26 protein-coding genes and 3 pseudogenes are annotated in these 26,176 nt (G+C 64.5%); 13 read left to right on the forward strand and 16 right to left on the reverse strand.

What is annotated here, in order from left to right:
• Positions 1–92: 92 nt before the first annotated feature.
• The 5 genes and pseudogenes from ACSKB8_RS31540 (at position 93) to ACSKB8_RS31560 (ending at position 6,020) form a co-directional block, all read left to right on the forward strand.
• Complete coding sequence (locus ACSKB8_RS31540; protein ID WP_438108296.1) at positions 93–683, forward strand: ANTAR domain-containing response regulator; 591 nt, start codon at positions 93–95, stop codon at positions 681–683.
• On the forward strand, positions 680–1,843 hold the full coding sequence (locus ACSKB8_RS31545; RefSeq protein ID WP_438108298.1) for a CmpA/NrtA family ABC transporter substrate-binding protein: 1,164 nt from the start codon (positions 680–682) through the stop codon (positions 1,841–1,843). The genes ACSKB8_RS31540 and ACSKB8_RS31545 overlap by 4 nt, the downstream gene beginning before the upstream one ends.
• Before the next feature lie 336 nt (positions 1,844–2,179).
• Positions 2,180–3,964 carry a NirA family protein gene (locus ACSKB8_RS31550; RefSeq protein ID WP_438108299.1) on the forward strand — a complete coding sequence of 595 codons (1,785 nt, stop codon included), beginning with the start codon at positions 2,180–2,182 and terminating at the stop codon, positions 3,962–3,964.
• Positions 3,961–5,572, forward strand: a pseudogene (locus ACSKB8_RS31555) (sulfite reductase subunit alpha). Before ACSKB8_RS31550 ends, ACSKB8_RS31555 begins: the two are co-directional and overlap by 4 nt.
• Positions 5,573–5,867: 295 nt before the next feature.
• Positions 5,868–6,020: a hypothetical protein gene (locus ACSKB8_RS31560; protein WP_035666020.1), complete on the forward strand. Its 153-nt coding sequence runs from the start codon at positions 5,868–5,870 to the stop codon at positions 6,018–6,020.
• Between the two features lie 119 nt (positions 6,021–6,139).
• Here ACSKB8_RS31560 and ACSKB8_RS31565 read toward each other — a convergent pair whose 3' ends face one another.
• The 3 genes and pseudogenes from ACSKB8_RS31565 to pxpB form a co-directional block, all read right to left on the reverse strand.
• Positions 6,140–6,910, reverse strand: a complete 771-nt coding sequence (locus ACSKB8_RS31565) for a LamB/YcsF family protein (RefSeq protein WP_438108300.1) — start codon at positions 6,908–6,910, stop codon at positions 6,140–6,142.
• Positions 6,911–6,942: 32 nt separating this feature from the next.
• Positions 6,943–7,980, reverse strand: a complete 1,038-nt coding sequence (locus ACSKB8_RS31570) for a biotin-dependent carboxyltransferase family protein (RefSeq protein WP_438108302.1) — start codon at positions 7,978–7,980, stop codon at positions 6,943–6,945.
• Positions 7,977–8,709 (reverse strand): annotated as a pseudogene (gene pxpB / locus ACSKB8_RS31575) (5-oxoprolinase subunit PxpB). The gene ACSKB8_RS31570 and the pseudogene pxpB overlap by 4 nt, the downstream one beginning before the upstream one ends.
• A gap of 248 nt (positions 8,710–8,957) precedes the next feature.
• Between pxpB and ACSKB8_RS31580 the strand changes: the two are divergent.
• Together ACSKB8_RS31580 and ACSKB8_RS31585 are read left to right on the forward strand one after the other, a co-directional pair.
• Positions 8,958–9,656 (forward strand): ribonuclease activity regulator RraA, encoded by a 699-nt coding sequence (locus ACSKB8_RS31580; protein ID WP_027550912.1) that lies wholly within the window; start codon positions 8,958–8,960, stop codon positions 9,654–9,656.
• A 24-nt stretch (positions 9,657–9,680) separates the two neighbouring features.
• The gene (locus tag ACSKB8_RS31585) at positions 9,681–10,085 is read left to right on the forward strand and encodes a (R)-mandelonitrile lyase (RefSeq protein ID WP_128933856.1); all 405 of its coding nucleotides are present in this window, start codon (positions 9,681–9,683) and stop codon (positions 10,083–10,085) included.
• Between the two features lie 140 nt (positions 10,086–10,225).
• Here ACSKB8_RS31585 and ACSKB8_RS31590 read toward each other — a convergent pair whose 3' ends face one another.
• The 3 genes from ACSKB8_RS31590 to ACSKB8_RS31600 all read right to left on the reverse strand — a co-directional run bounded on the left by ACSKB8_RS31590 (position 10,226) and on the right by ACSKB8_RS31600 (position 11,995).
• The gene (locus ACSKB8_RS31590; protein ID WP_438108304.1) at positions 10,226–10,582 is read right to left on the reverse strand and encodes a hypothetical protein; all 357 of its coding nucleotides are present in this window, start codon (positions 10,580–10,582) and stop codon (positions 10,226–10,228) included.
• Between the two features lie 181 nt (positions 10,583–10,763).
• Positions 10,764–11,630 carry a DUF2147 domain-containing protein gene (locus tag ACSKB8_RS31595; RefSeq protein ID WP_438108306.1) on the reverse strand — a complete coding sequence of 289 codons (867 nt, stop codon included), beginning with the start codon at positions 11,628–11,630 and terminating at the stop codon, positions 10,764–10,766.
• Between the two features lie 71 nt (positions 11,631–11,701).
• On the reverse strand, positions 11,702–11,995 hold the full coding sequence (locus ACSKB8_RS31600) for a hypothetical protein (RefSeq protein ID WP_370987288.1): 294 nt from the start codon (positions 11,993–11,995) through the stop codon (positions 11,702–11,704).
• A 136-nt stretch (positions 11,996–12,131) separates the two neighbouring features.
• Between ACSKB8_RS31600 and ACSKB8_RS31605 the strand changes: the two genes are divergently transcribed.
• Positions 12,132–12,905 carry an alpha/beta hydrolase family protein gene (locus ACSKB8_RS31605; protein WP_438108308.1) on the forward strand — a complete coding sequence of 258 codons (774 nt, stop codon included), beginning with the start codon at positions 12,132–12,134 and terminating at the stop codon, positions 12,903–12,905.
• Positions 12,906–12,918: 13 nt separating this feature from the next.
• On the opposite strand, the gene ACSKB8_RS31610 is transcribed toward ACSKB8_RS31605, so the two are convergent.
• Positions 12,919–13,698 carry a transporter substrate-binding domain-containing protein gene (locus ACSKB8_RS31610; RefSeq protein ID WP_438108310.1) on the reverse strand — a complete coding sequence of 260 codons (780 nt, stop codon included), beginning with the start codon at positions 13,696–13,698 and terminating at the stop codon, positions 12,919–12,921.
• A gap of 112 nt (positions 13,699–13,810) precedes the next feature.
• Here ACSKB8_RS31610 and ACSKB8_RS31615 point away from each other — a divergent pair, with 112 nt between their 5' ends.
• Positions 13,811–14,308 carry a DUF1993 domain-containing protein gene (locus tag ACSKB8_RS31615; protein WP_165405927.1) on the forward strand — a complete coding sequence of 166 codons (498 nt, stop codon included), beginning with the start codon at positions 13,811–13,813 and terminating at the stop codon, positions 14,306–14,308.
• A 65-nt stretch (positions 14,309–14,373) separates the two neighbouring features.
• Here ACSKB8_RS31615 and ACSKB8_RS31620 read toward each other — a convergent pair whose 3' ends face one another.
• From ACSKB8_RS31620 to ACSKB8_RS31645, 6 genes are all read right to left on the reverse strand, one after another.
• Positions 14,374–14,847, reverse strand: a complete 474-nt coding sequence (locus tag ACSKB8_RS31620) for a hypothetical protein (protein ID WP_438108312.1) — start codon at positions 14,845–14,847, stop codon at positions 14,374–14,376.
• Between the two features lie 170 nt (positions 14,848–15,017).
• Complete coding sequence (locus tag ACSKB8_RS31625) at positions 15,018–16,007, reverse strand: hydroxyacid dehydrogenase (RefSeq protein WP_438108313.1); 990 nt, start codon at positions 16,005–16,007, stop codon at positions 15,018–15,020.
• 34 nt (positions 16,008–16,041) lie between these two features.
• Entirely contained in the window at positions 16,042–17,142 is a 1,101-nt protein-coding gene (locus tag ACSKB8_RS31630) for an ABC transporter ATP-binding protein (protein WP_128933862.1), read from the reverse strand.
• Between the two features lie 6 nt (positions 17,143–17,148).
• Positions 17,149–18,060 (reverse strand): carbohydrate ABC transporter permease, encoded by a 912-nt coding sequence (locus tag ACSKB8_RS31635; RefSeq protein WP_438108316.1) that lies wholly within the window; start codon positions 18,058–18,060, stop codon positions 17,149–17,151.
• Complete coding sequence (locus tag ACSKB8_RS31640) at positions 18,060–18,998, reverse strand: carbohydrate ABC transporter permease (RefSeq protein ID WP_128933864.1); 939 nt, start codon at positions 18,996–18,998, stop codon at positions 18,060–18,062. The genes ACSKB8_RS31635 and ACSKB8_RS31640 overlap by 1 nt, the downstream gene beginning before the upstream one ends.
• A gap of 137 nt (positions 18,999–19,135) precedes the next feature.
• Positions 19,136–20,476, reverse strand: a complete 1,341-nt coding sequence (locus ACSKB8_RS31645; protein WP_438108318.1) for an ABC transporter substrate-binding protein — start codon at positions 20,474–20,476, stop codon at positions 19,136–19,138.
• A 490-nt stretch (positions 20,477–20,966) separates the two neighbouring features.
• Between ACSKB8_RS31645 and ACSKB8_RS31650 the strand changes: the two genes are divergently transcribed.
• Both ACSKB8_RS31650 and ACSKB8_RS31655 read left to right on the forward strand, forming a co-directional pair.
• Positions 20,967–21,767, forward strand: coding sequence for a Spy/CpxP family protein refolding chaperone (locus tag ACSKB8_RS31650; RefSeq protein ID WP_438108320.1), 801 nt, complete (start codon positions 20,967–20,969; stop codon positions 21,765–21,767).
• Between the two features lie 112 nt (positions 21,768–21,879).
• Positions 21,880–22,257 carry a response regulator gene (locus ACSKB8_RS31655; RefSeq protein ID WP_438108322.1) on the forward strand — a complete coding sequence of 126 codons (378 nt, stop codon included), beginning with the start codon at positions 21,880–21,882 and terminating at the stop codon, positions 22,255–22,257.
• Between the two features lie 133 nt (positions 22,258–22,390).
• Here the strand turns inward: ACSKB8_RS31655 and ACSKB8_RS31660 are convergent, their stop codons facing one another.
• From ACSKB8_RS31660 to glk, 3 genes are all read right to left on the reverse strand, one after another.
• Positions 22,391–22,546, reverse strand: a complete 156-nt coding sequence (locus tag ACSKB8_RS31660) for a hypothetical protein (RefSeq protein ID WP_438108324.1) — start codon at positions 22,544–22,546, stop codon at positions 22,391–22,393.
• 144 nt (positions 22,547–22,690) lie between these two features.
• Positions 22,691–22,894, reverse strand: a complete 204-nt coding sequence (locus tag ACSKB8_RS31665) for a hypothetical protein (RefSeq protein ID WP_091894535.1) — start codon at positions 22,892–22,894, stop codon at positions 22,691–22,693.
• Positions 22,895–23,038: 144 nt separating this feature from the next.
• Positions 23,039–24,025 (reverse strand): glucokinase, encoded by a 987-nt coding sequence (glk, locus tag ACSKB8_RS31670; protein ID WP_438110764.1) that lies wholly within the window; start codon positions 24,023–24,025, stop codon positions 23,039–23,041.
• Positions 24,026–24,280: 255 nt separating this feature from the next.
• Between glk and pncA the strand changes: the two genes are divergently transcribed.
• Both pncA and ACSKB8_RS31680 read left to right on the forward strand, forming a co-directional pair.
• Positions 24,281–24,919: a bifunctional nicotinamidase/pyrazinamidase gene (gene pncA, locus ACSKB8_RS31675; protein WP_091894567.1), complete on the forward strand. Its 639-nt coding sequence runs from the start codon at positions 24,281–24,283 to the stop codon at positions 24,917–24,919.
• A 16-nt stretch (positions 24,920–24,935) separates the two neighbouring features.
• Positions 24,936–26,052 (forward strand): annotated as a pseudogene (locus ACSKB8_RS31680) (alpha/beta fold hydrolase).
• The last annotated feature ends 124 nt before the right edge of the window (positions 26,053–26,176 follow it).

Here is a 26,176-nt window from a genome sequence, read left to right on the forward strand (position 1 = left end):
ACGGGCCTGAGCTAGTCCCAATTGCCCACAATTACAACCCTTTGCAGGGCGTTCCGGCGTGCTATGGATGAATCACTGGTGGTGAGTGAGCTATGAGCGCCGAACAGTCGCCCAAAATCGTGATCGTCGACGAAAGCCCGATCCGGGCTGCGATCCTGGAGGAAGGATTGCGGGAGGCCGGATTCACGCACGTCGTCCATATCCGCGAGATGCAGAGCCTGCTTGCCCGTATTTATGCGGTCGACCCTGACATCATCCTGATCGATCTGGAGAACCCCAGCCGCGACGTGCTGGAGGCGATGTTCCAGGTCAGCCGCGCCGTGAAGCGGCCGATCGCGATGTTCGTCGACCAGAGCAATTCCGCCTCGATCCAGGCCTCGGTGGAGGCGGGGGTATCGGCCTACATCGTCGATGGGCTGAAGAAGGAGCGCATCAAGCCGATCCTCGACCTCTGCGTGTCCCGCTTCAACGCCTTCGCCAAGCTCCAGGAGGAGCTGGAACGCACCAAGTCGCAGCTCGAGGACCGCAAGATCATCGAACGCGCCAAGGGCATCCTGATGAAGGTGAAGGGCCTGACCGAGGACGAGGCCTATGTGCTGCTGCGCTCCACGGCGATGCGCGAGAAGAAGAAAATCGGCGAGATCGCGCAGTCGATCATCACCGCGTCGGAGATGCTGAAATGACTGCTCCCCTCCGCATCGGGTTCATCCCACTGGTCGATGCTGCCGCCCTGATTGTTGCCGTCGACAAGGGGTTCACCGCCGCCGAAGGGCTCGACGTCGAGCTGGTGCGCGAGGTGTCCTGGTCCAACGTCCGCGACAAGCTCAATATCGGCCTGTTCGACGCCGCGCATCTGCTCGCGCCCGTCGCGATCGCATCCTCGCTCGGGCTCGGCCACGTCAAGGTGCCGATCGCCGCGCCCTTCAATCTCGGCATCAACGGCAACGCGATCACGGTCTCGCCGGCGCTCCACGCCGCGCTGATGGAGGAGATCGACGGCGACCGCTTCGATCCGCTCGCCACCGCCAAGGCGCTGGCGAAGGTGGTCGCCAGACGCCGCAAGGCCGGCGCCGATCCGCTGACCTTCGGCATGACCTTCCCGTTCTCGACCCACAATTATCAATTGCGGTTCTGGATGGCGGCGGCCGGTGTCGATCCCGATGAGGACGTGCGCCTCGTCGTGCTGCCGCCGCCCTACATGGTCGACAGTCTCAAGAGCGGCCATGTCGACGCATTCTGCGTCGGTGCGCCCTGGAACTCGATCGCGGTCGATCTCGGCATCGGCCACATCCTGCATTTCGTCTCCGACATCCTGGCTCGCGCGGCGGAGAAGGTCCTGGCCGTCCGCCAGGTCTGGGCCGACAAGCATCCGGACGTGGTCGCTAGCCTGGTGCGGGCGGCGGTGAAGGCGGCCGAGTTCATCGAGCATCCGGAAAACCGGATCGAAGCGGCGCGGATTCTGGCGCAACCCGAGCGGATCGGCGTCGATGCCGAAGTCATCCAGCGCACCCTCACGGGACGCCTGAAGATTTCGCCGGACGGTACCTTCCGCGAGAGCGGCCGCTATCTCCTGGTCGGACGCGAGGAGGCAGGGCGCCCCGATCCGGTCCAGGCCGCCTGGCTCTATGCGCAGATGGTGCGATGGGGGCAGGCGGCCTTGAGCCCCGATGGCGTCAAGACCGCCATGGCGGTGTTCAGGCCCGACCTTTACGACGCGGCCCTCGGCCGCCGCCCGCCCGAGGAAGCCCCGGCGGCATTTGGGGCCTTCGCCGGGCCTGTATTCGATGCCGACAACATCTTGGGGCACCTTGAGGCCTTCGAAGTGGGGCGTTGGAAGGCCTGATTCGTCGCTGCATAAGTTTTGGGCAATTTGGCTCATCGACTAAATTTTGAGCCAAGTGCTCGAATTTCATGAGCCACTCCGGGATCGGAATGTTCCGGGATCTCCGCTAATTTCTTGAAATCACGACATCTTTCATTTCGCCGAAGCTGGCACGCAACTTGAATGTTGCACTGCGGCCAGCTTGTCACAGGTGACTGCTGAGCCAAGTCCCGCAGCAACGAAGCTGATCGGACCGTTGGGTGGCTAGGCCGGCTCTCGAGCCAGCAAGGTGCCCTTCGGGTCGCGCCAATTTCCGTCGATGCCACCTCGGTGGCCGCAGGAGCTTCGTTACCGACCATGAAAATCGATACGCTCGCAGTCGACTTTACCGACGAGCAGAAACGCTATCTCGAAGGCTTCACGACCGGTCTGCAGATCAGCCGGGTCGGTCGCGGTCTCGGCGGCAGCGGTGCCGGCAAGGCGAACGCCGAGCCCACCGGCCCCGATGCTGTGCACATCAAGGCGCAGGACAAGGTCATCGCCGCCGGCAAGAAGCTCGCCGACCAGGAGAAGTTCAAGCGCGACGAGCATCCCTTCGATGCCTATCCGCGGCTGCGCCAGCAGGCGCTCAACAACGCGCCGCCGAGCCCGGCGGACAATTTCCGCTGGCGCTATTACGGCATCTTCTATGTCGCGCCGACGCAGGACTCCTACATGAGCCGCCTGCGGATCCCCAACGGCATCATGAAGCACTGGCAGCTGTCCGGCCTTGCCGATCTCGCCGACGAGCTCTGCGGTCCCTACAGCCACGTCACGACGCGCGCCAATCTCCAGCTCCGCGAGATCCCGCCGAAGCATGCGGTGAAGCTGATCGAGGGCATCCAGGATCTAGGCCTGTGCTCGCGCGGCTCCGGCGCCGATAACATCCGCAACGTGACGGGAACGCCGACCGCCGGCATCGATCCGCAGGAGCTGATCGACACGCGGCCCTATGCGCGCGAGTGGCACTATCACATCCTCAATGATCGCTCGCTCTACGGCTTGCCGCGCAAGTTCAACGTCGCCTTCGACGGCGCCGGCAGGATCGCGGTGCTCGAGGAGACCAACGACATCGCGTTCACGGCCTACGAGGTGAAGGACGGCTTCGGCATCGAGCCCGGAGTCTGGTTCCGCCTTGGCCTTGGCGGCATCACCGGCCACAAGGATTTCGCCAAATATTCCGGCATCATCGTCAAGCCGGAGCAGGCGACCGCTGTCGCGGATGCCATCGTGCGCGTGTTCATCGACCATGGCGACCGCACCAACCGCAACAAGGCGCGGCTGAAATACGTGCTCGACAGCATGGGCCATGACGGCTTCCTCAAGCTGGTCGAGGAGCGGTTGAAGGCGCCGTTCACGCGCGTGCCCGAAGAGGCGTTTGCGCCGCGGCCGGCTGCGGACCGCATGGCGCATGTCGGCGTGCACAAGCAGAAGCAGGACGGCCTCAACTGGATCGGCGTGTCGCTGACGCTCGGCAAGCTCACCTCTGATCAGATGCGCGGTCTCGCCAAGATCGCGCGGGATCTCGGCGACGGCGAGATCCGTCTCACGGTTTGGCAGAACCTGCTGATCTCGGGTGTGCGCGATGAGAATGTCGAGCTCGCCGTTGCCGCGATCAAGCAGATCGGGCTCGCGGTCGAGGCTTCACACATCCGCGCCGGCCTGATCGCCTGCACCGGCAATGCCGGCTGCCGCTTCGCCGCTGCGAACACCAAGCGCCACGCTGCCGAGATCGGCGACTGGTGCGAGCCGCGCGTCACGATGGACAAGCCGGTCAACATCCACGTCACCGGCTGCCACCATTCCTGCGCGCAGCACTACATCAGCGACATCGGGCTGATCGGCGCGCGCGTGCCAGTCGGCGAGGAGGACACGGTCGAGGGCTATCACCTCTTCACCGGCGGCGGGTTCGGCCCCGACGCCGACGTCGGGCAGGAGGTCTATCACGACCTCAAGGCCGAAGACGCGCCGAAGACGGTCGAAGCACTGCTCAAGGCCTATATCGCCCATCGCTCGTCTCCCGACGAAACCTTCCTGTCTTTTGCGCGCCGCCATGACGGCGAAACGCTGCGCAAGCTTGCCGATGCACAGGTGTCCGCATGAATCAGATCACGCCTCCGCCGAAACTCGACATCATTCCCGCCAGCGCGCCGTTCTCCGATGCACAGCGTTCCTGGCTGAACGGCTTCTTCGCCGGGCTGCTGTCGCCTGACGTGGCCGCGCCGCTGTCGGCCGAGCAGGGCGCTGCCGTCATGCAAGGCGCCGCCGGTGACGGCGACGACGGCGAAGCGCCGTGGCACGACCAGACCATGCCGATCGCGGAGCGGATGAAGCTCGCCGAGGGGCGTCCCGTGCGCCGTAAGATGATGGCAGCGATGGCGCAGCAGGATTGCGGCCAGTGCGGTTACAATTGCCACGATTATTCGGAGGCGATCGCGAGCCGCAGCGAAGCGCGGCTCAACCTCTGCGTCCCCGGCGGCAAGGAAACCGCGCGGATGCTGAAGTCGCTGTACGAGGAGCTCGACAAGGCCGCAGTGGCCAAAGCGGCGGACAAAGCGGACACTCCGGCGCCGGCCGTGACCGTGACGATCGCGGAGCCGGGCCGCTCACGCGACAACCCAGTTGCCGCGACCTTTCTGTCGCGCCGCCTGCTCAACAAGGGGAAATCGGAGAAGGAGACCTATCACATCGAGTTCGATCTCTCCGAGAGCAAGCTCGACTACGTCGTCGGCGACAGTTTTGGTGTGTTCGCGCGCAACGATGTCGGCCTCGTCGATCAGATCATCGCGCTGCTCGGTGCCTCCCACACCACGAAAGTCAACGGCAAGACGCTGCGCGAGGTGCTGATCGACGACGTCTCGCTGTCGCCGGCGCCCGATACGCTGTTCGAGCTGATCTCCTTCATCACCGGCGGCGCGCAGCGCGAGAAGGCGCGAGCGCTGGCGCAGGGCGAGGATCCCGATGGCGATGCCGCCACCCTCGACGTCATGGCGGCACTCCAGAAGTTCTCGGGCACGCGGCCGCACCCGGAGGCCTTCGTCGAGGCGCTGGAGCCGCTCCAGCCGCGGCTCTACTCGATCTCGTCCTCGCACAACGCGACGCCTGGAAAGCTGTCGCTGACGGTAGAACTCCGTCCGCTACGTCATTGGCAAGCGCAAACGCCTCGGCGTCGCCTCGACCTTCCTCGGCGAACGCATTGCCGAAGGCGAGCAGCTCAACGTCTATGTGCAGAAGGCACACGCCTTCGGCCTGCCGCGAGATCCGAAGACGCCAGTTATCATGATCGGCCCCGGCACCGGCATCGCGCCGTTCCGCGCTTTTCTGCTCGATCGCAAGGCCACCGGCGCGCCCGGCAAGAACTGGCTGTTCTTCGGGCACCAGCGCAGCGATTGCGACTTCTTCTACCAGGAGGAGCTCAACGCGATGAAGACGTCGGGTCTGCTCACGCGCCTGTCGCTGGCCTGGTCGCGCGATGGCGAGAAGAAGTTTTATGTGCAGGACCGCATGCGCGAGGTCGGACGTGAGGTGTGGACGTGGCTTGCCGAAGGCGCGCATCTCTACATCTGCGGCGATGCCAAGCGCATGGCCAAGGACGTCGAGCGTGCGCTGGTCGACATCGTCGCCCAGTTCGGCGCGCGTTCGACCGACGAGGCCGTCAGCTTTGTCGCCGAGCTCAAGAAGACCGGCCGCTTCCAAGCTGACGTCTACTAAGGCGCGAGAACATCGGGATGAGCCTTGTAGGGTGGGTTAGCCTTGCGGCTGCGCAAAGCGCGGTCCGCATGGCGTAACCCACCGTACAGTGACCCATGTTGACCCCGTCGGGCCCAACTCGGTTCCAGCTGGATCGGATTCTAACGAATAAGATTCTCGGAACCGGGGTGGCGGAAGAATTTGCGCCTGCGATGCCGGCCTTTCAGAGAACCGTCATCGCTATTTCCGCAGCCACCTTGCCTCCCGCCAGGGTTGATCCTTCATAATCCCACAAATGGGGCGTTGGAGATCGACCATGCGCGAACTATCGGCGGAAGCCAGGCTGCATTTCTACGCGCGCTCGCTCTCGCGGCGGACCGGGGCGAGCGCCCATCATCTGGCGCTCTATAGCGCGTTTGCCGTCATCGCGGCGATCGTGTTCGGCACGCTCTCGGTGCATCCGTTCTGATGCTCCAGTAGGGTGGGCAAAGGCGCGCCCTTCGCGCGCCGTGCCCACCATCTCTCAAGATGCGACATCGGCTTGGTGGGCACGCTCCGCTTTGCCCACCCTACGGCAGCGTGTTTGCGTCACGCCCCGCGCTTGAACGGCGCGACCTCGATCCCCGCATTCTTCAACGCCTGACGCACACTGCGCGCGATCTCGACCGCGCCGTGCGTATCGCCGTGGATGCAGACCGTGTCGGTGCGCATCTTGATCACCTTGCCTGTCACCGACACCACCGCGCCGTCCTGCACCATGCGCACGACGCGCTCGGCGATCACTTTCGCATCGTGCAGCACCGCGCCGGGCTTCTTGCGCGAGACGAGATTGCCGTCGTCCTCATAGGCGCGGTCGGCGAACACCTCGTGCACCATCGGCAGGTTGGCCGCTTCGCCGGCCTTCACCAGCTTCGAATTGGCGAGCACGACGAAGATCAGGCTGGGATCGACCGCCTTGATGCCGGCGGCGATCGCCTTCGCCGTCATGTCGTCCTCGCAAGCGACGTTGGAGAGGGCGCCATGCGCCTTCACATGGGTGACCTTGTGGCCGGCCGCGGTCGCGATCGCCTGCAACGCGCCGATCTGGTAGGCGACGAGGTTTTCGATCTCGGAGGCCTTCAGGCCCGCGATCGGATGCCGGCCAAAGCCGTGCAGGTCGCGGTAGCCCGGATGCGCGCCGACCGAGACGCCGCGCGCCTTCGCGAGCTCCACCGTCCGGCGCATGATGTCAGGATCGCCGGCGTGGAAGCCGCAGGCGACGTTGACCGAGCTCGCCAGCTCGATCATCGCGGCGTCATTGCCCATCTCCCACGCGCCAAAACCTTCGCCGAGGTCGCAATTGAGATCGATCGTCTTCATGGGTGCTCTCCGCCTCTGGTCTTTGTTGCCGTTTATGGTTCCGTTGCGACCTGCCACGTCCCTGCGTCGACGGCGCTCACGGCATAGCCCGCAACGTTAGCATCGCTGAGCGCCTCGATGTTGAGCGCGACGGTATCGGCAGAGCGCAGGCGATCGGGCAGGCTGCGGATCAGTTGCGCGAACTTGCGCGCCTCGTCCTGCGCCTCGGCCATGCTGACGGCCTTGAAGCGGAACGCGGTTCCCGCCGAGGTCTGCGCGAGCCGGCCGACATCGGCCGTGATCACTGTTGCGATCTTCGGATAGCCGCCGGAGGTGCCGCGATCCATCATCAGCACGATCGGCGCACCGTTGCCGGGCACCTGGATGCTGCCGTTGACGGTGCCGTCGGAGACGATGTTGTGGCCGTGTAGATGCTTGATCACGGGGCCCTCGAGCCGGTAGCCCATGCGGTCGGAGGTCGCCGAGATCTTCCACTCGCTGTCCAGGAACAGCGCCTTGTTGGCGTCGTCGAACTCGTCGTCCTGCGGACCCAGCAGAACACGGATCGGGCCGCTCACGGGCTTCGGCAACTCGATCCGCAATTCGCTCGCGCCGCTGGCGGCATCGACGCTGAACTCGTCGCCGGCCTGCAGCGGGCGCGGGTAGGGGCTGCCGAGGCCCGCGCGCGCATTCACGGCGAGGCTGCCGAACACCGCCTCGCCCTTGATGGCGCCTTCGATGGCGAGATAGGTGAAGGCGCCGCCGCGGGCAAAGCCCAGCGTCAGCGTCTCGCCATCCTTCAAGGTCACCGATGTGTCCATCGCGATGGGATTTCCGGCGATATCCGCATTGCGCGGCGCGCCCGAAATCGCGACGCGCACGGCACCATCACGGGCGGTGAAGGAGGCGCCGAACGGGCCGATCTCGACTGCGGCCGCAAACGGCCCGTTGCTGACAAGCGTGTTCGCCGCAGCAAGCGACAGCCGGTCCATCGCCCCGCTCACCGTCAAGCCGTAGCGCTGCGCACCGTGGCGGCCGCCATCCTGGACCGAGCTTGCAGGCCCGATGCTGGCGACGACGAGCCGGCTCATGCGACCACCTGCTCGGCGACGATCTCGCCGGCTTCCGCAGCGCGGTCCAATTCCTCGAACGTCTTGTGGTCGATGGCGAAAAACGTCACGCGATCACCGGGTTCGGTCAGGAAGGTCGGATTGCGGTGGAGCTGATAGGTTCTGACAGGCGTGCGGCCCAAAAGGTGCCAGCCGCTCGGGGCAGCCAGGCATTGGATCCCGGCCTGGACGCCGCCGATCGAGATCGTGCCGGCCGGCGTCAGCACGCGCGGATTCTGCCGCCGCGACATATGGAGGGATTTGTCGAGGCCGCTGAGGTAGGACCAGCCCGGCGTGAAGCCGATCATGGCGACCTTGTAGTCGCCGGCAACGTGGCGGGCGACAATGTCGTCCGGCGTGGTGCTCAGCGCCTTGGCGACGTCCTCGAGATCGATGCCGTGCTCGCCGCCATAGGCGACGGGAATGCGCCAGCGGCGCGCCTTGGTCGCCCGCGGCAACTTCTGGCTGGCGAGCGCGATCAGCTTGTTCGCCGAGCGTATCGAAACCGATTTTGCCGGGATCGTAGTGCACCAGCAGCGAGCGATAGGTCGGCACGGCTTCAGTGATGCCGTCGATCGGGCTTGCTGAAAGCGCCTTGTCGAGCGCCAGCACGCGCTGGTTGGCATCGTCATCGATGGTGCGGCTGAACTCGACCGTGACGGCGCTGTCGCCACTGGGCAGAAGGCGGGGCGGGGGAAGCGTCGCGGCCATGAGCTGTCGAAATCGGGCTTCTGAAGAATGCGGCCCCCGGCGTTCGAGTTCCGCTTCTTCCTGCTTCGCGTAAATGCGTCCGCAAGTCCAATAAATTAATGCTGGGGGAAGCGATAAGGCCTTGTTATCGCGTCGCATAATAGCCCAGCGGCCCTGCGTTATTGCTAGCCTCTTGGCCCTTGACGCAAGGGCTGCGGCTCGCAAGATGCGCGCGTTCTTTCCCGCCCATCCGGAGCTCGTCTGTTTCCATGTCGCTGTCCCCCGAAGCCCGCAAGACCCTCGCCGGCATCACCACCGCCACCATCACCACGGTCCTGCTGAAGAAGGGCCTGCGCAATGTGTGGATGCGCGGCGCGCGGCCGCTGCGTCCGGGCCTGCCGCGTCTGGTGGGACCGGCCTTCACCCTGCGCTTCGTGCCCGCGCGTGAGGATCTGGCGACGCCGGAATCCTGGTCGTCGCCGATCTCGACCCGCACCGCGATCGAGGCAATGCCCGAAGGCTGCATCGCGGTGGTCGATGCCATGGGCATCACCGATGCCGGTATCTTCGGCGACATCCTCTGCGCGCGCATGGTCAAGCGCGGCGTGACCGCGCTCGTCACCGACGGCGTCGTGCGTGACGTCGAGGGCGTGCTCGGCACCAATCTTCCGGTCTGGTGCGACGGCTATGCCGCGCCCCCTTCCGTTGCGGGCCTGACCTTCGTCGGCTGGGGCGAGCCGATCGGCTGTGGCGGCGTCGCCGTTTTCCCGAACGACATCGTGGTCGCCGACCAGGACGGCTGCGTGCTGATCCCGCAGGCGATGCTCGATCACGTGCTCGCCGAGGGCGTCGAGCAGGAGCGGATGGAAGCCTGGATCGTCAACGAGGTGAACAACGGCGCCGTGCTGCCGGGCCTCTATCCCATGAACGCCGAGACCAAGGCGCGCTACGCCGCCAGCAAGAAGTAATCGGGAAGCAGCGAGGTAATCCCAATGGAAATCACTGTTGCAGGCACGCGGCCGACCCGCCGAGCGCCCAATGAACACTTCACCGGCACCGTGTGGCAGGACCCCGTCATCATGGCGCCCGCGCCGGCACGGCTGAACTGCTCGCGCGTCGCGTTCGAACCGGGCGCGCGCACCAACTGGCATCACCATCCGCTCGGCCAGACGCTCTACGTCATCTCCGGCGTCGGCCGCGTCCAGTCCAAGGGCGGCCCGATCCGCGAGATCCGCCCGGGCGACACCGTCTGGATTCCGCCGGGCGAATTGCATTGGCACGGCGCGTCGCCGGGCAACGGCATGTGCCACATCGCCATGCAGGAAGCACTCGACGGCGTCTACTCGACCTGGCTGGAGCCGGTCACCGACGCGGAGTATGGGGCGGCGGTCGGCTAGTCCCGTGCCCCGGACAAGACGCATGGCCTTTGGCGATGCGTTGCCGATCCGGGGCCCAGACTCTTCCGAGCGATTGACACTGCTGGGCCCCGGCTCAGCGTCACGGCGCTTCGCGCCGCGCCGCGTCCGGGACGCAGGACCTAGATCCGCTCCGCCGTCCACGTGCCCGTGCACATGGCGCCGCGCCAGGTGCCGGAGCCTGACGTGCCGCTGAGCCGGCCGAAGCCGACGGCGCGCTTGATGCCGGTGCTTAAAGTGACGTTGATGTTGCCGGCATCGGCGACGCGGCCCGACGCCGTCACCGCAGCGCTGCTTGATGCGATCTGACCATTGTTGATTCCGATCGCGACGGTCGCGCCGTTGCCGCAGGTCTCGCTCGATGACGAGATGCGGACATTCCATGTGCCGTCGAAAGTGCTTGTCGTGGCACCGGCCTGTGTCAGCGGAAAGGCAATGGCGACAAGCGTAACGAAGAGTCCTGTGCGAATGCCGTTCATGGCACGCCCCTGTGGTTGACCATGCAGGGGACCGTGGCACGGCTCGCAGAACCGGCGATGTGAGGGGGCTCACGCCTGCAGCAGGCTCTGTGAGGTGGCTCACCTCGCCATCACACCGCGGACAACGCAAAGGGGCCCGGATCACGGGCCCCTCGTTCTGATCAGAGCATCGAAGCCAAACTCAGTTCACGCGCGTCCAGGTTTGGCCGCCGCAGAACATGCCGCCGAAGGCGCAGCCCTGCACGCGCAATCGGTCGGTGCCCTTCATCGCGATCGTCGAATCGTAGGTCGAACCGGAATTGGGATCGAGGATGCGGCCTGACCATTTCTGGTCCTTGCCGGGCTTCATGTTGATCAGGACCTGCTCGCCGTTCTGGTTCGATTTGGAGTCGACCGAATAGCCGCAGAGATTGGTGCCGCATTGCTCGATGCGGACCTTGCCCTCCTTCTCCTCGGTGAGCCAGACGCCGAGCGGCGAATTCAGATCGCGCGTGGGCGCGGTTGCCGGAGCAGGCGTGGCTGCGGCCGCCTGAACGGGAGCGGGCGCAGGCGCCGGGACGGGTGGCGGAGGCGGCGCCGGTGGTGCGGCAGCCACGGTCGGGGCGGGCGGCGGCGTCACAGCGGGCGCTGCCTGCTGCTCGACGGGAGCAGGGGCCGGAGGCGGCGCAGGCGGCGGCACCACGGCCGTGGCGGCCGGCGTGTTGTTGGCAGTGGCGGCCGGCGGCGGGGCCGGTGGTGGCGGAGCGGGAGGCGGCGCAGCAGCTGCGGGTGCAGGCGCCTGCACGGCCGCGGGCGGCGCGGCGGCGGGAGCCGGTGCCGGAGCAGCAGCCGGCGCTTGCGGATCGACCGTGGCTTGCTGCGGCGCCTGCTCGTTCTTCTTGGCCTTCTTGGCCTTGCCCTGGCCGGTGTTGTCGTACACGCCGGGAATCTGCACCGTGCCGCGGTCGGGATCGATCCGGATGGTGCGTCCCCCATATTCGAAGGTGTACTGTGCCTGAGCAGCCGTGCTCGCCAATAGGAATGCGGCCGTGGCCAACAGCTTCCTCATTTCCGTCTCCTGAGCAGATGGTCCCCGGACCGACGCTTACGCCCCGGCTCGATCGCAAAAAGTGATCTAGATCACTGTTCTCGGTATGAGTCGTGCTCGCTCTGATCTTGGTTCAATAACGCCGAACTCGGTCCAGAGTTGGACGTGGCCGGCACAGGGATGACGCAGAAATCCCTGCCTGGACGAGCGCAGGGGGCGCCCGTAAAATCGTTCTGGTTGATGAAATCCATCGGGACACGCACGCCGAACGGCGGCTGCAACACCGAGGCGTGAATCATGTTTGGACGACGGCTTTGCCAGACGATTGTGACCGCGGCCTGCTGTCTCGGCGCGGCTGCGGCGCAGGCGGCCGGGATCCGCTTCATCGATGTGCCCGCGGACGCTGGCGGGCTCTCACTCGCAGGCGTCGTGTGGACACCGTGCGCAGCCAAGGTCGTGGCAAACGAGGGGGCCGCTTTGCCGGGCATCGTGAGGTGTCAGATCGAGGGCGATCGACTGCCCTTGGTCGTCGTCTCGCACGGGCGACGCGGCTCGTTCCTGGCGCACACCGACACTGCGGCCGCGCTGGCCGATGCCGGCTTCGTGGTCGCCGCCATCAATCATCCTGGCGACACGGCCAAGGACAGCAGCCGGACCGATGAGTTCTCAGTGTTGGTCGAGCGCCCCGCCGACATCAAGCGGCTCACGGATTTCATGCTCAGTGGCTGGGAGCATGCAGCGGTCATTGACACCAGGCGGGTCGGCCTGTTCGGATTCTCCCGCGGCGCCTATACAGGCCTCGTGGTGATCGGCGGCAATCCCGATTTCGGAGCTTTGGCGGCCTTGTGCGAGAAAGCGGCAGCCTCGACGCAAAAATGCCTGGATGTTCGCGCGGGCCGAGTGCCAACCGATCCACCCGTTCACGATCCCAGAGTCCGCGCCGCCATACTGGCGGATCCCCCGCTCTTTGACGGCCTCTTCACCCGCGAACGTCTTGCCGGCGTAACGATACCGATCCTCCTGTGGCGGTCCGCGCTCGGCGGCGACGGCGTCGTGCCTGACGGCATCGATGCGCTGGTGCAGCTTCTTCCCGCACGCCCTGACTACCGCATCGTGCCGAACTCCTCGCACTTCTCCTTTGTCATTCCGTGCCCGCCGAAACTTGCCGAAACCGCGCCGGTCCTGTGCACCGATCCGCCGGGATTCGATCGGCAGGCGTTTCACCGCGAGTTCAATGACGCGGCCATCGTCTTTTTCCGCATGCACCTGAGAACGACCGAAAACGGGCACGATTGATTGCCGGCCCGCCTTAATCGAACCAGGTCGCGTAGATCTTCCTGTAGCTGCCGTCTTCCATGGAAATATGCAGCCATTGGTCGACAAAGGCCTTCAGCGCCATGTCGCGCTGGAGCCAGTAGGCCTTCTCGGAGAAGTCGAACGGCTTTTCCGGATGCACCGCGCAGAGCACGCCGGCATGCTGCTTCTGCTGGTAGCGCGTCTCGGAGGCGTCGGTCATCATCAGGTCGGCATTGCCCTTGGCGATCTCGTCGAAGATCACGGTGTTGTCGGCGAAGACAGTGATCTCGGCATCCTTGATGTTAGCGCGGGCGAAGCGCTCGTTGGTGCCGCCGGGATTGACGATGACGCGGGTGCCCTTCCTGTCGATGTCAGCGATGCTCTGGTACTTGCCGACGTCGGCGCAGCGCGCGATCGGCGTCTTGCCCTCGCGCATGATCGGCGTGGAGAAGAAGCCCTTCCTCTGCCGGTCGAGCGTGACCGAGACACCGCCCATGGCGATGTCGAACTGGTCGGCCTCGAAATCCTTCATCAACTTCGGCCAGGCCGTCGGTACGAATTCGACCTTGACGCCGAGCGCCTTGCCAAGGGCCTGCGCCATGTCGACGTCGAAGCCGCTGAACTGCTGCGTGGTCTTGTCCAGATAGGTGAAGGGCTTGTAGTCGCCGGTCATGCCGACGCGCAATGTGCCGCGCTTGACGATCTCGTCGAGGCGCGAGGGCGCCTGCTGCGCATGCGCCGAGACATTCACCAGCAACGCCACGGCCAAAGCCGCCCAGATTCGAACGATCATCTCTTTTCCACCCATGCCCGAGCTGTCATTGTGCAGCTCTTGAGGTGGATTTAGACCAGATGCCCGTCGCTGGCGAGGCAGAATTGAAGGGAATTCAGAGGTGACGATCTCGATGTACGAGGCCTCGGTTGGCCTCTTCGTGCCTAACTTGCGCAACCTGTCCGGATTGCTCGACAAGGGCGTGGCCTATGCCGAGACCCGCAAGTTCAACCCGGCGGTTCTGCTCGGTATGCGCCTTGCGCCGAACATGTACGATCTGGCGCAGCAGGTCGGTGAGGCTTGTCGCCATGCCGTGGTCGCCCCGGCCTTGCTGGCCGAGCGCGAGCCGGTCACGCTGCCGGTGCTGGAGCACGACATGGCCGGGCTTCAGGCGCGCATCGCGACGTCGATCGAATTCGTCGAGAGCCTGCCGCGCGCTGCGATCGACGCCGCGGCGGAACGCAATGTCTTCTTCAAGCTGAAGAACGGCACCGAGCTGCCCTTCACCGGGCGGACGCTGCTGCTGACGTTCAGCGTCCCTCAGTTCTTCTTTCACGTGACGACGGCCTACGACCTGTTGCGGCACGCCGGCGTCGAGCTCGTGAAGAAGGATTATCTCGGGCGCAAGTAGGTAGGCTCGATGTTCGCCTCTCCCCGACGGGGAGAGGTGCGGAGACATCCGGTCTGCAAGCTGCCTTAAGCTTCGCCCTTGCGCTCATAGTCGGCAAGCGAGCTGCGGCCGGCGATCTCGCTGCGCAGCTCTTCGAAGCGCCGATGCGCTTCGTGCTCCTGCGCATCGACGAAATGCACGGCGGCTTCGCTCGTCATCGGGCCGCTGACCACGGGGGCGGACTGCTCGCCGATGGTCTCATGGACGTAGTACTGGCCGTCATCGCCGCGATGAACCGTCCATTTCAGGCGGATCGCGACCATCGGGCCGGGGCCGATCTTGCTGTAGCCGTCGGCATCGGTATGCTCCGGCACCAGCGGCTGCTCCTCGACCACCGGATGCTCGTCGACAGCTGGCTGCTCGTCGGGAGCTAGGTGCTCGCGTTCACCGGCGACCACCATTTCGGTCTCGGTTTCGCGAACGACCAGAACGTGCTCGGGGTGCTCCAGAATGCTGGCGATGGTCGCCAGCGCGTGGTCAGTCGGGTCGATCTCTGCCAAGGGTCCATCCTCCAGCTCGACGCGCCGGCCAGTCTGTCCCACCGCCGCCGCGCTTCCCTCTCATTACGCGCGTTTGATTAAGGCTGAGTTGGGGCTCGATCTGCACCAAAATGGGACGCTTTCTGGCCTTCCGAAGGCGGGGCGGACGGGCCGCCCGACCATTGGCTCACTCAGCACAGCACGTCCTGATTGATGACGTTCTGCCGGATGGGATCGCCGTCCAGCGCACTCAGGATGTTGCGCGCGGTCTGCTCGCTCATGCGCTGAACGGCCTCGACGGTGACGCCGGCCACATGCGGAGCCATGATGACGTTGGGCAGCGCGAACAATGCGTTGCTGAGCGGCGGCGGCTCCACCTCGAACACGTCGATGCCGGCCCCGGCGATCTTTCCGGAAGTGAGCGCGTCATAGAGCGCGGCCTCTTTCACGATGCCACCGCGCGCGGTGTTGATGAGATAGGATCTCGGCTTCATCCGGCCGATCCGCGCCGCATCGAACAGGCCGGTGGTTTCGGGCGTCTTCGGGCAGTGGATGGTGACGAAATCGGCGTGGGGCAGCGCGGCATCGAGATCGGCGACGGGCTCGCAGCCCGCGGCCTTGATCTCGGCGGCTCCCTTGTAGGGATCGTAGACTTGGACCTTCATTTCCATCGCCAGGCAGCGCTTGGCGGTGCGACTGCCGATCCGGCCGAAGCCGACGATCAGCACGGTCTTGCCGTAGAGATCGAACGGCAGCATGCCGAGCCGGTCGGCCCATTTGCCGTCCTTGACGCAGGCGTGCATCTCCTGCGCGCGCTTGGCCAGCGTCAGCATCATGAACAGCGCCGCTTCCGCGACCGAGGGCGAGTTCGCGCTGCCCGCGACCATCAACGGCACCTTGCGGCGGGAGAGGGCGGGTACGTCGACGGCGTCGTAGCCGACGCCGATGCGGGTCACCACCTTCATGTCGCCGGACGCCTCGAGCTCGGTCTCGCCGAAGGCGGTGGCACCGAGCGCGACGCCGTGGACCGGCGCATGGTTCTTGAGCAAGGCCTCGAAGTCCTTCGCCGAGATCAGGTTCGAAAACTCGACGAGCTCGATATCGTCCCGCTGCGCGAGGAGGGCGCGTGCCCCTTGCGACAAAGTTTGTGTAACGAAAATCTTCTTCTTGTTGGTCGCCATCGTCCCCTGCCTGCGCGAGTTTCTTGTCCGGCCGTCACAACACGACGCCGGACGCCTCGTTTAGCAGGTGCATGTTGTTGAGGTCCATCGCCAAACGCATGGGTGCCCCGTCCTTGGCGCCGGCATTGGGATTGACGCGGCCGCAGACCGGCGTGCCGTCGAGCCCGAAATAGACCAGCGTCTCCATCCCCATCGGTTCGGTCACGTCGAGCACGGTCTCGAAGGTTTCGACGCCGGGCTCCAGATGCGCATGCGACTCGGTGAGGTGCTCGGGGCGAAGGCCCAGCAGCAGTTTCTCGGTGCGCGGCAGAGCGTTGTAGCGTGCGGCGCGGGCCGGCGGCAGCGGGAAAGCGATGCGATCGGTGAGACGGATCTGAAGCGTGCCGCCGACGTCCTCGAGCCGGCACGGGATGAAGTTCATCGCGGGCGAGCCGATGAAGCCCGCGACGAAGCGTGTCGCCGGCTTGTGATAGAGCTCGTTCGGCGTGCCGATCTGCTCGATGCGGCCCTTGTTCATCACCACGACGCGGTCGGCCAGCGTCATCGCCTCGACCTGATCGTGAGTGACGTACACCGTGGTGGTGCGCACCTTCTGGTGCACCTTCTTGATCTCGATCCTCATCTGCACGCGCAGCTTGGCGTCGAGATTGGACAGCGGCTCGTCGAACAGGAAGACCTTTGGATTGCGCACGATGGCTCGGCCCATCGCGACGCGCTGGCGCTGGCCGCCGGAGAGCTGCTTCGGCTTGCGGTCGATCAGGTCGGTGATATCGAGGAGGCGAGCGGCCTCGGTCACCCGCGCCTTGATCTCGGCCTTGGGATAGTGCTTCAGGCGCAGCCCGAACGACATGTTCTCCGCGACCGTCATGTGCGGATAGAGCGCGTAGTTCTGGAACACCATGGCGATGTCGCGGTCCTTCGGCGGTACGTCGTTGACGACGTCGCCGCCGATCATGATGTCGCCGTCGCTGATGTCCTCGAGCCCCGCGATCATCCGCAGCGTGGTCGACTTGCCGCAGCCGGAGGGGCCGACCAGGACGATGAACTCGTGGTCGGCAATATCGAGGTCGATGCCGCGCACGGCTTCGACATCGTCGTAACGTTTAACTACCTTCCGCAAAGCAACGTCAGCCATGAGTCATCAACCCTTTGTCGCACCGGCGGTCAGGCCGGCAATGTAGTAGTCCATCAGGAATGCGTAGATGATCAGCGGCGGCGCCGCGCCAAGCAGCGCGCCGGTCATGATCTGCCCCCAGTCGAACACGTCGCCCTTGATCAACGTCGTGGTGATGCCGACAGGCAGCACGAACTGGTCCACCGACGTCGTGAACACCAGGGGATAGAGGAACTGCGCCCAGGAGACGGTGAAGGCGAAGATCGTCGCGGCGATCAGGCCGGGCAGGGCGACGGGAATGAAGATCCGCGTCAGGGTCTGGAGCCAGGAGGCACCGTCGATCAGAGCGGCCTCATCCAGCTCCTTCGGGATCGAGGCGAAATAGCCGATCATGATCCAGGTGCAGAACGGCACGGTCAGCGTCGGATAGATGAACAGCAGGACGTACCATCTGTTGAGCAGCGTGATGCCGGTATAGTCCTGAAAGACCGCGAGCATCTTGAACAGCGGAATGAACAAAAGGCTGTCCGGGATCAGGTAGGTGAGGAAGACGCCCGTGGCGAGCGTCGCCGAGCCCCAGAACTTCATCCGCGCCAGCGCGAAGGCCGCGGGGATGCTGATCAGCATCGTGATGATCACGACCGCGATCGCCACGATCGACGAATTCCAGAAGAAGCGCAAAAACTGGTTCGATGTCAGGAGTTCGACATAGTTCGACAGTGTCGGATGGAACACCCACCAGGGGTTCGTCGCTGCCGATATCTCCGCACTGCTCTTGAGCGAGGTGATCAGCATGTAGACCGGCGGCGTCAGGAAGAAGATCGCAAACAGCACGAGGAAGAAATAAGACCAGCGCAGCGCCCAGGCGCGGTCCCGGCTCATGCTGCCATACTTGACCTTGCGGTTGGGGCCGGCCTTGTCGATTGCAAGTGAGCTCATCAGGCTTCGTTCCCACGTTTGGAGACATCGCGCAGGATGAAGATCGCTGCGACGGCAAGGATCGGCACCATGAACAGCGAGACGCACGCGCCGAGCGGAATATCGTTGCTCTGGATGCCGACCTGGAACGCCCAGGTGGCGAACAGATGCGTCGTATCCAGCGGACCGCCCGAGGTCAGGATGCGCACGATGTCGAAATTGGCGAACGTCACGATCAGCGAGAACAGGGTGGTGATCGCGATGATGTTACGCATCATCGGCAAGGTGACGTACCAGATCCGTTGCCACCAGTTGGCGCCGTCGATCGCCGCGGCCTCATAGAGCTGATCGGGGACGGATTTCAGCGCGGCCAGATACATGATCATGAAGAACGGCGCGCCGTACCAGACGTTGACGAGGATGACGGAGAACCGTGCCCAGAAAGTGTCGCCGAGCCAGGGGATCGGGCCGACGCCGAAGAAGGACAGCGTATAGTTGAAGGCGCTGTAGGAAGGGTCGAACAGCCACAGCCAGGCCAGCGTGCTCATCGCCGGCGGGATCACCCAGGGCACCAGCAGCATGCCGCGCCATTTGCGCTGGCCCTTGGCGGGAATGTTGTGGACAAAATGCGCGACGATGAAGCCGATCAGCGCCTTGAAGATCACGGCCGTGATCGCGAAGATGCAGGACTGCTCCACCACCATCCAGAACGTCTCGCGCTTGAACAGGAAGGTGAAGTTGCCGAAGCCGACGAACTTCGTCATCGACTTGTTCAGCGTCGCCAGATGAACGGAATAGAAGGCGGGGTAGAGCACGAGCAGCGCGATCAGGAGGATCAGCGGCAGCGTCAGGAAGAACGCAACCGTCGATTTCCGCCCGAGCGCGTTGCGCAGGCTCGATCCCCTGCGGGCGCCAGCCCCACGGGCAACGCGAGCTCGCTCAACGACGACATCGGCCATGTCAGAGTCCTTGGATCAGTCTTCTTGTCTGCTGTCCAACCGGGAAGCCGGCCATGCGGTTTCACGATCGGACGGATTGGACCACGGAGCCCGGGCGGCTCACGCACGTGGCGCGAGCCGCCCTGTCACTCCCCGGCCTAGCTCCGCATGAAGCCTTCGCACTCGCCCTCGGCCCAGGCGAGCGCCTGCTCCATCGTCTCGCCCCGCGCATAACGCAGCGCCATCTTGGTCAGCGTCGCCTGGAAGTAGATCTGCTGTGCGACCTTGGGCGGCGCCGGCGACGCCGCGATCGACAGCGTCTGATGCTTGTACGGGTCCGGATAGTGGAAGAGCGTTCCCTTCGGCGGCCCTTCTTCCGCCCAGGTCTTGAACTTGGTCATGTTCGCGTAAGCCGGCAGGTCATAGCCGCCGCTCACCGCGACGAACTTCTCGATCGACGATGGCGAAGACAGGTGAACGAGCAGGCTCTTGGCCGCCTCCTTGTTCTTGCCGAAGCTCCAGACGCCCCAGAAGTAGGGCAGGTACGGTGCGAACCGTCCCTTCGGACCGGACGGGAAACCGTGCGTCCAGCACTGTTCGGCGACCTGTGGCGCATCGCGCTTGGCAACCGCCCAGGCGCTCGGCGGATTGAGGATCATCGCGCCGCGGCCGGAGATCAGCCATTTGTTGTTGGAAGCGTCGTCCCAGGACGGTGCATCCGGCGGCAGGAAGGCGATCAGCTTCTTGTAGAACTCCATCGCCTGGCGAACCTGATCGGTCTTCACCGTGACATCGCCCTTGGCGTTGACGAGTTCGGCGCCGAACGACTGGAAGATTGCGCCGGCGGTATCCACGCTGTCGGTGGTCTCGCCGAGGCCGATGCCGAACGCGAAGCCCGCCTTATGGCAAGCCTCGGCCGCCTTCAGGAAGGTCTCCATGGTCCAGTTTTCGACCTTGGGCGGACCGCCGGCCGGGTACATCTCCTGCACGTCGATGCCGGCGTGCTGTTTCATCAGATCGATGCGGGAGCAGGGGCCTTTGATCTGGCTGCCGGGAGTCGCGGGCACCGCGAGCCATTTGCCGCCCGACTGCCCAAGATATTTGACGGTGCCGTTGACTTCGCCATTCTGCTTGAGGAGCGGCTCCATGACGTCATTGAGCGGCTCGAGATTCTCGGCATAGGCCTGCGGCCACCAGCTCGGCATCTGCAGAATGTCATGACCCGACTTGGCCTGGGCTTCGGCCGCGGCGGTCAGCTCGATCTTCTTGTTGTTGCTGGTGATGTAGTCGATGGAGACTTCGACCTTCTCCTTCGCGGCCCATTCGTTGACGAGATCGGTCGAGGCCTTGTTGGCGCCCGGCACCCAATGGTCCCAGAAGCCGATCGAGAGCTTGCCGGCGGCGTAAGCGCCCCGGACATAGGGCGCCGTGATCAGCGCCGCGGAGGACATTGCAGTAGCAGCCACAAATTGACGTCTCGTCAGTGTCTTGCGTGACATCTCGTTTCCTCGCCTGGGTGTTGTTGTTGGAGTTTCCTCTGAGAGACTTCTTTCTTCGGGTTCTTGTTGGACTTTCTTATTAGTGCCGTCTTGGTGCCGCCGGCCCGCGTCGGCAATTCACGCAGGTCGCAGCAAATTGGTAGCGCGATCAGATCATGATTGATCGCGTCTGTCGAGAAAGCCGAACGGCTCCTCGTCTAGAACTAAAGGGTGTGTCCGGCACCGTCGTGATCGCATGCAGGACCATGCGTTGCAGGCGAACCGCGGGCGTTCATTTTGCGACGCACACTCTGACCAACCGGGCTCGAATGATCCGTGCGCAATTACGCCGCAGTTTCGAATAAGCCTGCATAACCGCTTCGCGCGAAAGACTTTTCGGACGTGGACAGCAAATGTCCGCGTCTGGACCTCGGCGCGGCGGAAACGATAGAGTTGCAATTGCCATGGGGCTCTCGCCCGACAGGCCAGCAGATCGACGATGGAGACGAGAATGATCAAACCGGCGCTGCCAGCGCGGCTTCACCTGCGACGATGGTTTGCGCTGGGGTCCGTGCTCGCGCTGCTGCTCGGCGCAGCCGCGGTGGCGAATGCTCAAGGTCTGGTCAAAGGCGTTCAGGAGGGAGCCGCGGCCGGAAACAAGGCGGCAGGTCCGGTCGGCGGCGTGCTCGGCGGCGCCATCGGCGGCGTGGTGGGCGTCTTCACCGGCGTGCTCGGCGTCGGCAACAATGGCAATCAGGCGCCGCCGCCCAAGGACGCCAGCAAGGACGCCAGCAAAGATTCCAAGCAGCCGGGCGGCAAGGACAAGGATGCCAAGACCGCCAAGGCGGGCAAGGGCGCCAAAGCGAGCAAGGAGGCGAAGAACGCCGCGCCGAATGGCACGGACAACAAGGATAATAAGGATGTTACGGTTCTGACCCAGAGCGGCGCACCGCAGCAGACCGCGGAGCAGATCGTCGCCAACAGCGATTCCTACATCGAGCGGATCAAGACCGAACTGAACCTCACGCCTGATCAGGAGAAGCACTGGTACGGTTTCTCGAGCGCCATGCACTACCTGGGGCATAATGGTGCAGAGCGGCTCAACCTTCGGGTTGCCCGCGCCAAGCGCGATCCGCCAGACGACATCATCGAGCAGATGCGCAACGAGGCGCAGTTCCTGATCGACCGGGCCGCCGACCAGCGCAATGTCGCCGACGCCGCCGAGCCGCTCTATTCGAGCCTCGATGACAAGCAGAAGCAGGTCTTCATTCAGGAGATGGTGCGCCTGAGCCACGAGCGGGGACTGGATTGATCAAGTTGAATCGGATCGGGCGCGCCTGAATTAACGGCGCCTGCCACGAATTCGTGAATCCTCTCCGCAATTCGGTTATGATTAGCTTCGTAAGGCTGACTGCGGGGTTGATATGGCGGACGGACTCTCCGTTTTCCTGGTCGAAGACGAGGCGTTGATCCGGATGATGATCGCGGACATGGTGGAGGAACTCGGCCACCACGTCGTCGCGGAAGCGGACAATGTCCGCGACGCCAGCGCCTTTGCCATGACCGCGCAATACGATCTGGCCATCCTCGACATCAATCTCATGGGCGTTTACGTCGATCCCGTCGCCGACCTGATCGAGCGCCGTGGAAAACCGTTCCTGTTCGCGACGGGCTACGGGCCGGAGCTGCTGCCGTCCTTGCTCCGGCGCAGGCCGATCCTGCGCAAGCCAATCGCAATGGATCAGCTCAAGGCGATGATCGATTCGATGTTTCCGGGAGCCACAGAGAAGACGCCGCACTGAGTGACGGCGAAGATGCCGCACTCGGTGACGGCGGAGGCGCCGCACTCGGTGACGGCGAAGATGCCGCACTGAGATCGCCAACGAAAATGGCCGCCCGTCAGGGCGGCCATTGGCGAAAGAGCTCGGTGCGCTGTCAGATCAGACCGGCGCTGAGATCGATGCCACGGGCGATCAGGCCGAACGAGACGGCCAGGCCCGTGCAGCAGAATAGCAAGATGGTCTTGAACGAAGAATTGGCGAACCGCGCTTCGACGGCGGCCGGCATCACGGCGAGCGAAATCATGCTCATGTTCGACTTCCCCCCTTTGTTGGCCCTGATTTGCCTCAGGTGGGGGAACTCTTAGAGCAAAAAGTTTGACGTCAGATTGCGAGGCATCGTTAACGAAGTCGCAATCACGCCGAGTTCTCACGCGTTGGGAGGAGCTCGCAAGTCTCAGTTGCGGCCGTTCCTCAGTACCGTGGCAATGGTGCGGGCCGTCATGGCGGCGCGATCCGAGGCGCGCTGGGCAGCCAGCCGGTCTCTGGCCTTTTCCTCGATCAAGAGCTCGATCAAGGCCAGCCGCTTGTCTTCGTTATCCGCCTCGCGCAGCAGGCGGTGGTAGCGGTGATAGTCGAAACCCAAATCCTGTTTACGCATGCCACGCCCCCGCAACTACGCCACACACAGGACAGGATTGTTTCGCATCGGACACGCGCAGGCAAGCACGATCCTGCGTAGAATCGTGTGACCGCTGCAATCAGCTGTGAATTACTGGAACCCGCGAGAAGGGCGCTTCGTCCCTCAATTTGGATTGTGCTCGGCGAACATCTTGAGGCCGACGAAGCTCGCATCAGGTTTGATCACCAGCCTGGTCGGGATGTTGCGCAAGTAATCCTGGAAGCGTCCCTTGGCCTCGAAGCGTGCCCGGAATGCGGACGCCGCGAGAAATTCCGGAAAACGCGGCACGATTCCGCCGGCGATATAGACGCCGCCGCGGGCGCCGAAGGTCACTGCGAGATTGCCCGCGACCGAGCCGAGGATGGCGCAAAACATGTCGAGCGTCGCGCGGCTGACGGAGCAATGGCCCTCCAGCGCGGCTTTGGTGATGGCGGCAGGATCGCGATGCGGCACCTGGCCGCCGTCGACCTCCGCCAGGGCCTCGTAGAGGCTTTGCAGGCCGGAACCCGAGAGCGCGCCACGCTCGATGGAGACATGGCCAAGGCGCTTGCGCAGACAGGCGATCACGCGTTCCTCGCGCTCGTTCTCGGCCGGCAGGGTGGCGTGACCGGCCTCGGTCACGACCGCCAGCCGTGCGCCGTGGCGCTCGACCAGACAGGACACGCCAAAACCGGTTCCGGGCCCGATCACCAGCAACGGCTCTCCGGGCAGGCCGTCCTGTCCGCCAAGCGGAATCAGGTCGGCAGGCTGCAAGGCGGGTAGGGACCAGGCCATCACTTCGAAATCGTTGAGCACGTGCACGCTGTCAAAGCCGAGCGCAGGTTGCAGCTCGTTGCCATCGATGACCCATGGACTGTTGGTCATGACGCAGCGATTGTTGGTCACGGGGCCCGCCACCGCCAGCACGGCTCTTCGGGGCTGCTCGGCGCCGGACTGGCGCCCGAGAACATCGACGATGGCCTCCCGGACGGTTGGGAAGTCGGCGACCTTCACATAGTCGATCGGTCCGGCCGGATCGCCGTCGCTGGATTCGGCCTGGCTCAGCGCGAAGCGCGCATTGGTGCCGCCGATATCGGCGAGAAGAATCTGTCCTGTCTTGCCGATCGTCATGACCATATGGCTGCCGCGGCCGTGCAGGCCACGGGAACCCTTCTCCTCCACTCCGTCGACGCAGTCCGCATGAGTGCGGATGCCCGAGAATCCGCTCTTGGGTGCCGCTAGTCAACACGGACCAGCCCAAACCGTTTCATTTCAGGAACGATCGGTCCATTCTAACAAGCCGCGCGTACGATGGTTGCGAAGCCGCGCGGGAAGATCGACATTGGAGACGAGCGTCTCGGTGCCTACAGTCCCCGGACGGCTGGAATGAGGCCTTGCATGAAGATCTCCGACCGTGACGTGCTGCTGGCGATTGACGTGCAGAATGACTTCTGCACCGGCGGAGCGCTCGCCGTTCCCGGCGGTGAAAAGGTCGTCCCCGCCATCAACCGAGTCGCCCAAAAATTCGCCAATGTGGTGCTGACCCAGGACTGGCATCCGCGTGATCACGTGTCATTCGCGACGAACCATGCCGGCAAGCAGCCGTTTGAGACCATCGAGCTCGACTACGGCACCCAGGTGCTCTGGCCCTCTCATTGCGTGCAGGGGACGGCGGGGGCTGAATTCCACCGCGAGCTCGACGTTGTCAGGGCGAGCCTGGTGGTGCGCAAGGGCTTCCGCCGCGGCATCGATTCCTATTCGGCGCTGTTCGAGAACGACCATAAGACGCCGACCGGACTGCTCGGTTACTTGCGCGAGCGCAAGCTGAAGACCGTCTTCGTCGCTGGTCTCGCGCTGGACTTCTGTGTTCGCTTCTCGGCGGAGGATGCCCGCCAGGCAGGTTTCGAGGTCGCTGTCGTCGAGGATGCCTGTCGCGGCATCGATCTCGACGGCTCCCTGGCCGCGACCCATCGGAGTTTTAGGGATCGCGGCATTTCGGTCGTGAGCCTCGAGGCGTTCCTGTGAGGATATTGAGCTAGCCATGGTGGAGAAGACCGGCAAACAGCCACGCGGACTAGGGCATGCGCCGGACGATCCTTTGCTGTGGCCGTTTGCGGCGGCGCAGCTCGCCATGGACGCCTGTTTCTGGTGGCTGGAGCGCGGAGCTGCGGAGCAGGGCGAGAGCAGCCTGCCATGGACGACGCCCAGCACGGTTGCGCTGGAGCTTGTGACGATGCGCCTGCGCGATTTCACGCAGACACGGTCCAGCCAGCCGGCGCTGGTCTGCGCGCCCTATGCGCTGCATCGGGCCCTGATCGCCGACTTCGCGCCCGGCCATAGCGTGGTGCAGTCGCTGCAAAATGGCGGCATCGACCGCGTCTATCTCACCGACTGGCGGTCAGCCACGCCGGAGATGCGCTATCTCTCGATCGACAGCTATCTTACCGATCTCAACGTCGCCATCGACGAGATCGGCGCGCCGGTCGATCTCGTCGGGCTGTGCCAGGGCGGCTGGCTGTCGCTGCTCTATGCGGCTCGCTTTCCGGCCAAGGTGCGGCGGCTGGTCCTGGTCGGCGCTCCCGTCGATCTGTCGATCGAACTCGGCGCTGTCGCGGCTCGCCCGCAACGCGCCCGAGCTGGTTTACGACCAGCTCGTCGCACGCGGCGGCGGCAATGTCAGCGGCGAGGAGATGCTGCGCTTCTGGTCCAAATCACCTGACAGCGACGGTATCGAAGTGGCGTTGCAGAGGAGGCTTTCGGACGAGGAAGGCGCGAGCCTGCTCGCGCGCTTCGATTGCTGGAATACCGAGACGCTCGATTTGCCGGGCACCTATTACCTTCAGATCGTCAACTGGATTTTCCGGGAGAACCGGATTGCCAGCGGCCAATTCGTCGCGCTCGGCCGCCCGGTTGATCTGAAGGACGTCAAGGCGCCGGTCTTCCTGCTGGCCGGGCTGGACGACGATGTCGTGCCGGCTGTGCAGGCACTCGCCACCGCGGGTCTCGTCGGCACGCCGCCGGCGTTCATTGCGGCAGCCTCCGAGCCGAGCAATCATCTCGGCCTGTTCATGGGGGCGCGAACCCACGTCCATGCCTGGCCCCGGATCGCCGAGTGGCTGCGCAACGATCTGTCCGGGGTCTTGGCCCGCAGCGCCTGACGTCGCGGGCGCCGACCGGCCGATATGCAAATCCGTTATGCATGACGGCGGATGGCCTGCACCGGCCCCGGTCGATGGGCTACATATGATGTGGAGCTGACGGCTGCGGCCGGCCGGCGCACAA

This window comes from Bradyrhizobium sp. BR 1432 (assembly GCF_051547705.1).
GTDB classification, from domain to species: domain Bacteria; phylum Pseudomonadota; class Alphaproteobacteria; order Rhizobiales; family Xanthobacteraceae; genus Bradyrhizobium; species Bradyrhizobium zhanjiangense.

What these genes read in the sequence shown, in the direction of transcription:
- ACSKB8_RS31540 (WP_438108296.1), top strand. Translation starts at nt 93, where the DNA reads ATGAGCGCCGAACAGTCGCCCAAAATCGTGATCGTCGACGAAAGCCCG.
- ACSKB8_RS31545 (WP_438108298.1), top strand. Translation starts at nt 680, where the DNA reads ATGACTGCTCCCCTCCGCATCGGGTTCATCCCACTGGTCGATGCTGCC.
- ACSKB8_RS31550 (WP_438108299.1), top strand. Translation starts at nt 2,180, where the DNA reads ATGAAAATCGATACGCTCGCAGTCGACTTTACCGACGAGCAGAAACGC.
- ACSKB8_RS31560 (WP_035666020.1), top strand. Translation starts at nt 5,868, where the DNA reads ATGCGCGAACTATCGGCGGAAGCCAGGCTGCATTTCTACGCGCGCTCG.
- ACSKB8_RS31565 (WP_438108300.1), bottom strand. Translation starts at nt 6,910, where the DNA reads ATGAAGACGATCGATCTCAATTGCGACCTCGGCGAAGGTTTTGGCGCG.
- ACSKB8_RS31570 (WP_438108302.1), bottom strand. Translation starts at nt 7,980, where the DNA reads ATGAGCCGGCTCGTCGTCGCCAGCATCGGGCCTGCAAGCTCGGTCCAG.
- ACSKB8_RS31580 (WP_027550912.1), top strand. Translation starts at nt 8,958, where the DNA reads ATGTCGCTGTCCCCCGAAGCCCGCAAGACCCTCGCCGGCATCACCACC.
- ACSKB8_RS31585 (WP_128933856.1), top strand. Translation starts at nt 9,681, where the DNA reads ATGGAAATCACTGTTGCAGGCACGCGGCCGACCCGCCGAGCGCCCAAT.
- ACSKB8_RS31590 (WP_438108304.1), bottom strand. Translation starts at nt 10,582, where the DNA reads ATGAACGGCATTCGCACAGGACTCTTCGTTACGCTTGTCGCCATTGCC.
- ACSKB8_RS31595 (WP_438108306.1), bottom strand. Translation starts at nt 11,630, where the DNA reads ATGAGGAAGCTGTTGGCCACGGCCGCATTCCTATTGGCGAGCACGGCT.
- ACSKB8_RS31600 (WP_370987288.1), bottom strand. Translation starts at nt 11,995, where the DNA reads ATGAAGCGGATCCCGGCCGCCTGCGCCGCAGCCGCGCCGAGACAGCAG.
- ACSKB8_RS31610 (WP_438108310.1), bottom strand. Translation starts at nt 13,698, where the DNA reads ATGATCGTTCGAATCTGGGCGGCTTTGGCCGTGGCGTTGCTGGTGAAT.
- ACSKB8_RS31615 (WP_165405927.1), top strand. Translation starts at nt 13,811, where the DNA reads ATGTACGAGGCCTCGGTTGGCCTCTTCGTGCCTAACTTGCGCAACCTG.
- ACSKB8_RS31625 (WP_438108313.1), bottom strand. Translation starts at nt 16,007, where the DNA reads ATGGCGACCAACAAGAAGAAGATTTTCGTTACACAAACTTTGTCGCAA.
- ACSKB8_RS31630 (WP_128933862.1), bottom strand. Translation starts at nt 17,142, where the DNA reads ATGGCTGACGTTGCTTTGCGGAAGGTAGTTAAACGTTACGACGATGTC.
- ACSKB8_RS31635 (WP_438108316.1), bottom strand. Translation starts at nt 18,060, where the DNA reads ATGAGCTCACTTGCAATCGACAAGGCCGGCCCCAACCGCAAGGTCAAG.
- ACSKB8_RS31640 (WP_128933864.1), bottom strand. Translation starts at nt 18,998, where the DNA reads ATGGCCGATGTCGTCGTTGAGCGAGCTCGCGTTGCCCGTGGGGCTGGC.
- ACSKB8_RS31645 (WP_438108318.1), bottom strand. Translation starts at nt 20,476, where the DNA reads ATGTCACGCAAGACACTGACGAGACGTCAATTTGTGGCTGCTACTGCA.
- ACSKB8_RS31650 (WP_438108320.1), top strand. Translation starts at nt 20,967, where the DNA reads ATGATCAAACCGGCGCTGCCAGCGCGGCTTCACCTGCGACGATGGTTT.
- ACSKB8_RS31655 (WP_438108322.1), top strand. Translation starts at nt 21,880, where the DNA reads ATGGCGGACGGACTCTCCGTTTTCCTGGTCGAAGACGAGGCGTTGATC.
- ACSKB8_RS31660 (WP_438108324.1), bottom strand. Translation starts at nt 22,546, where the DNA reads ATGAGCATGATTTCGCTCGCCGTGATGCCGGCCGCCGTCGAAGCGCGG.
- ACSKB8_RS31665 (WP_091894535.1), bottom strand. Translation starts at nt 22,894, where the DNA reads ATGCGTAAACAGGATTTGGGTTTCGACTATCACCGCTACCACCGCCTG.
- glk (WP_438110764.1), bottom strand. Translation starts at nt 24,025, where the DNA reads ATGACGATCGGCAAGACAGGACAGATTCTTCTCGCCGATATCGGCGGC.
- pncA (WP_091894567.1), top strand. Translation starts at nt 24,281, where the DNA reads ATGAGGCCTTGCATGAAGATCTCCGACCGTGACGTGCTGCTGGCGATT.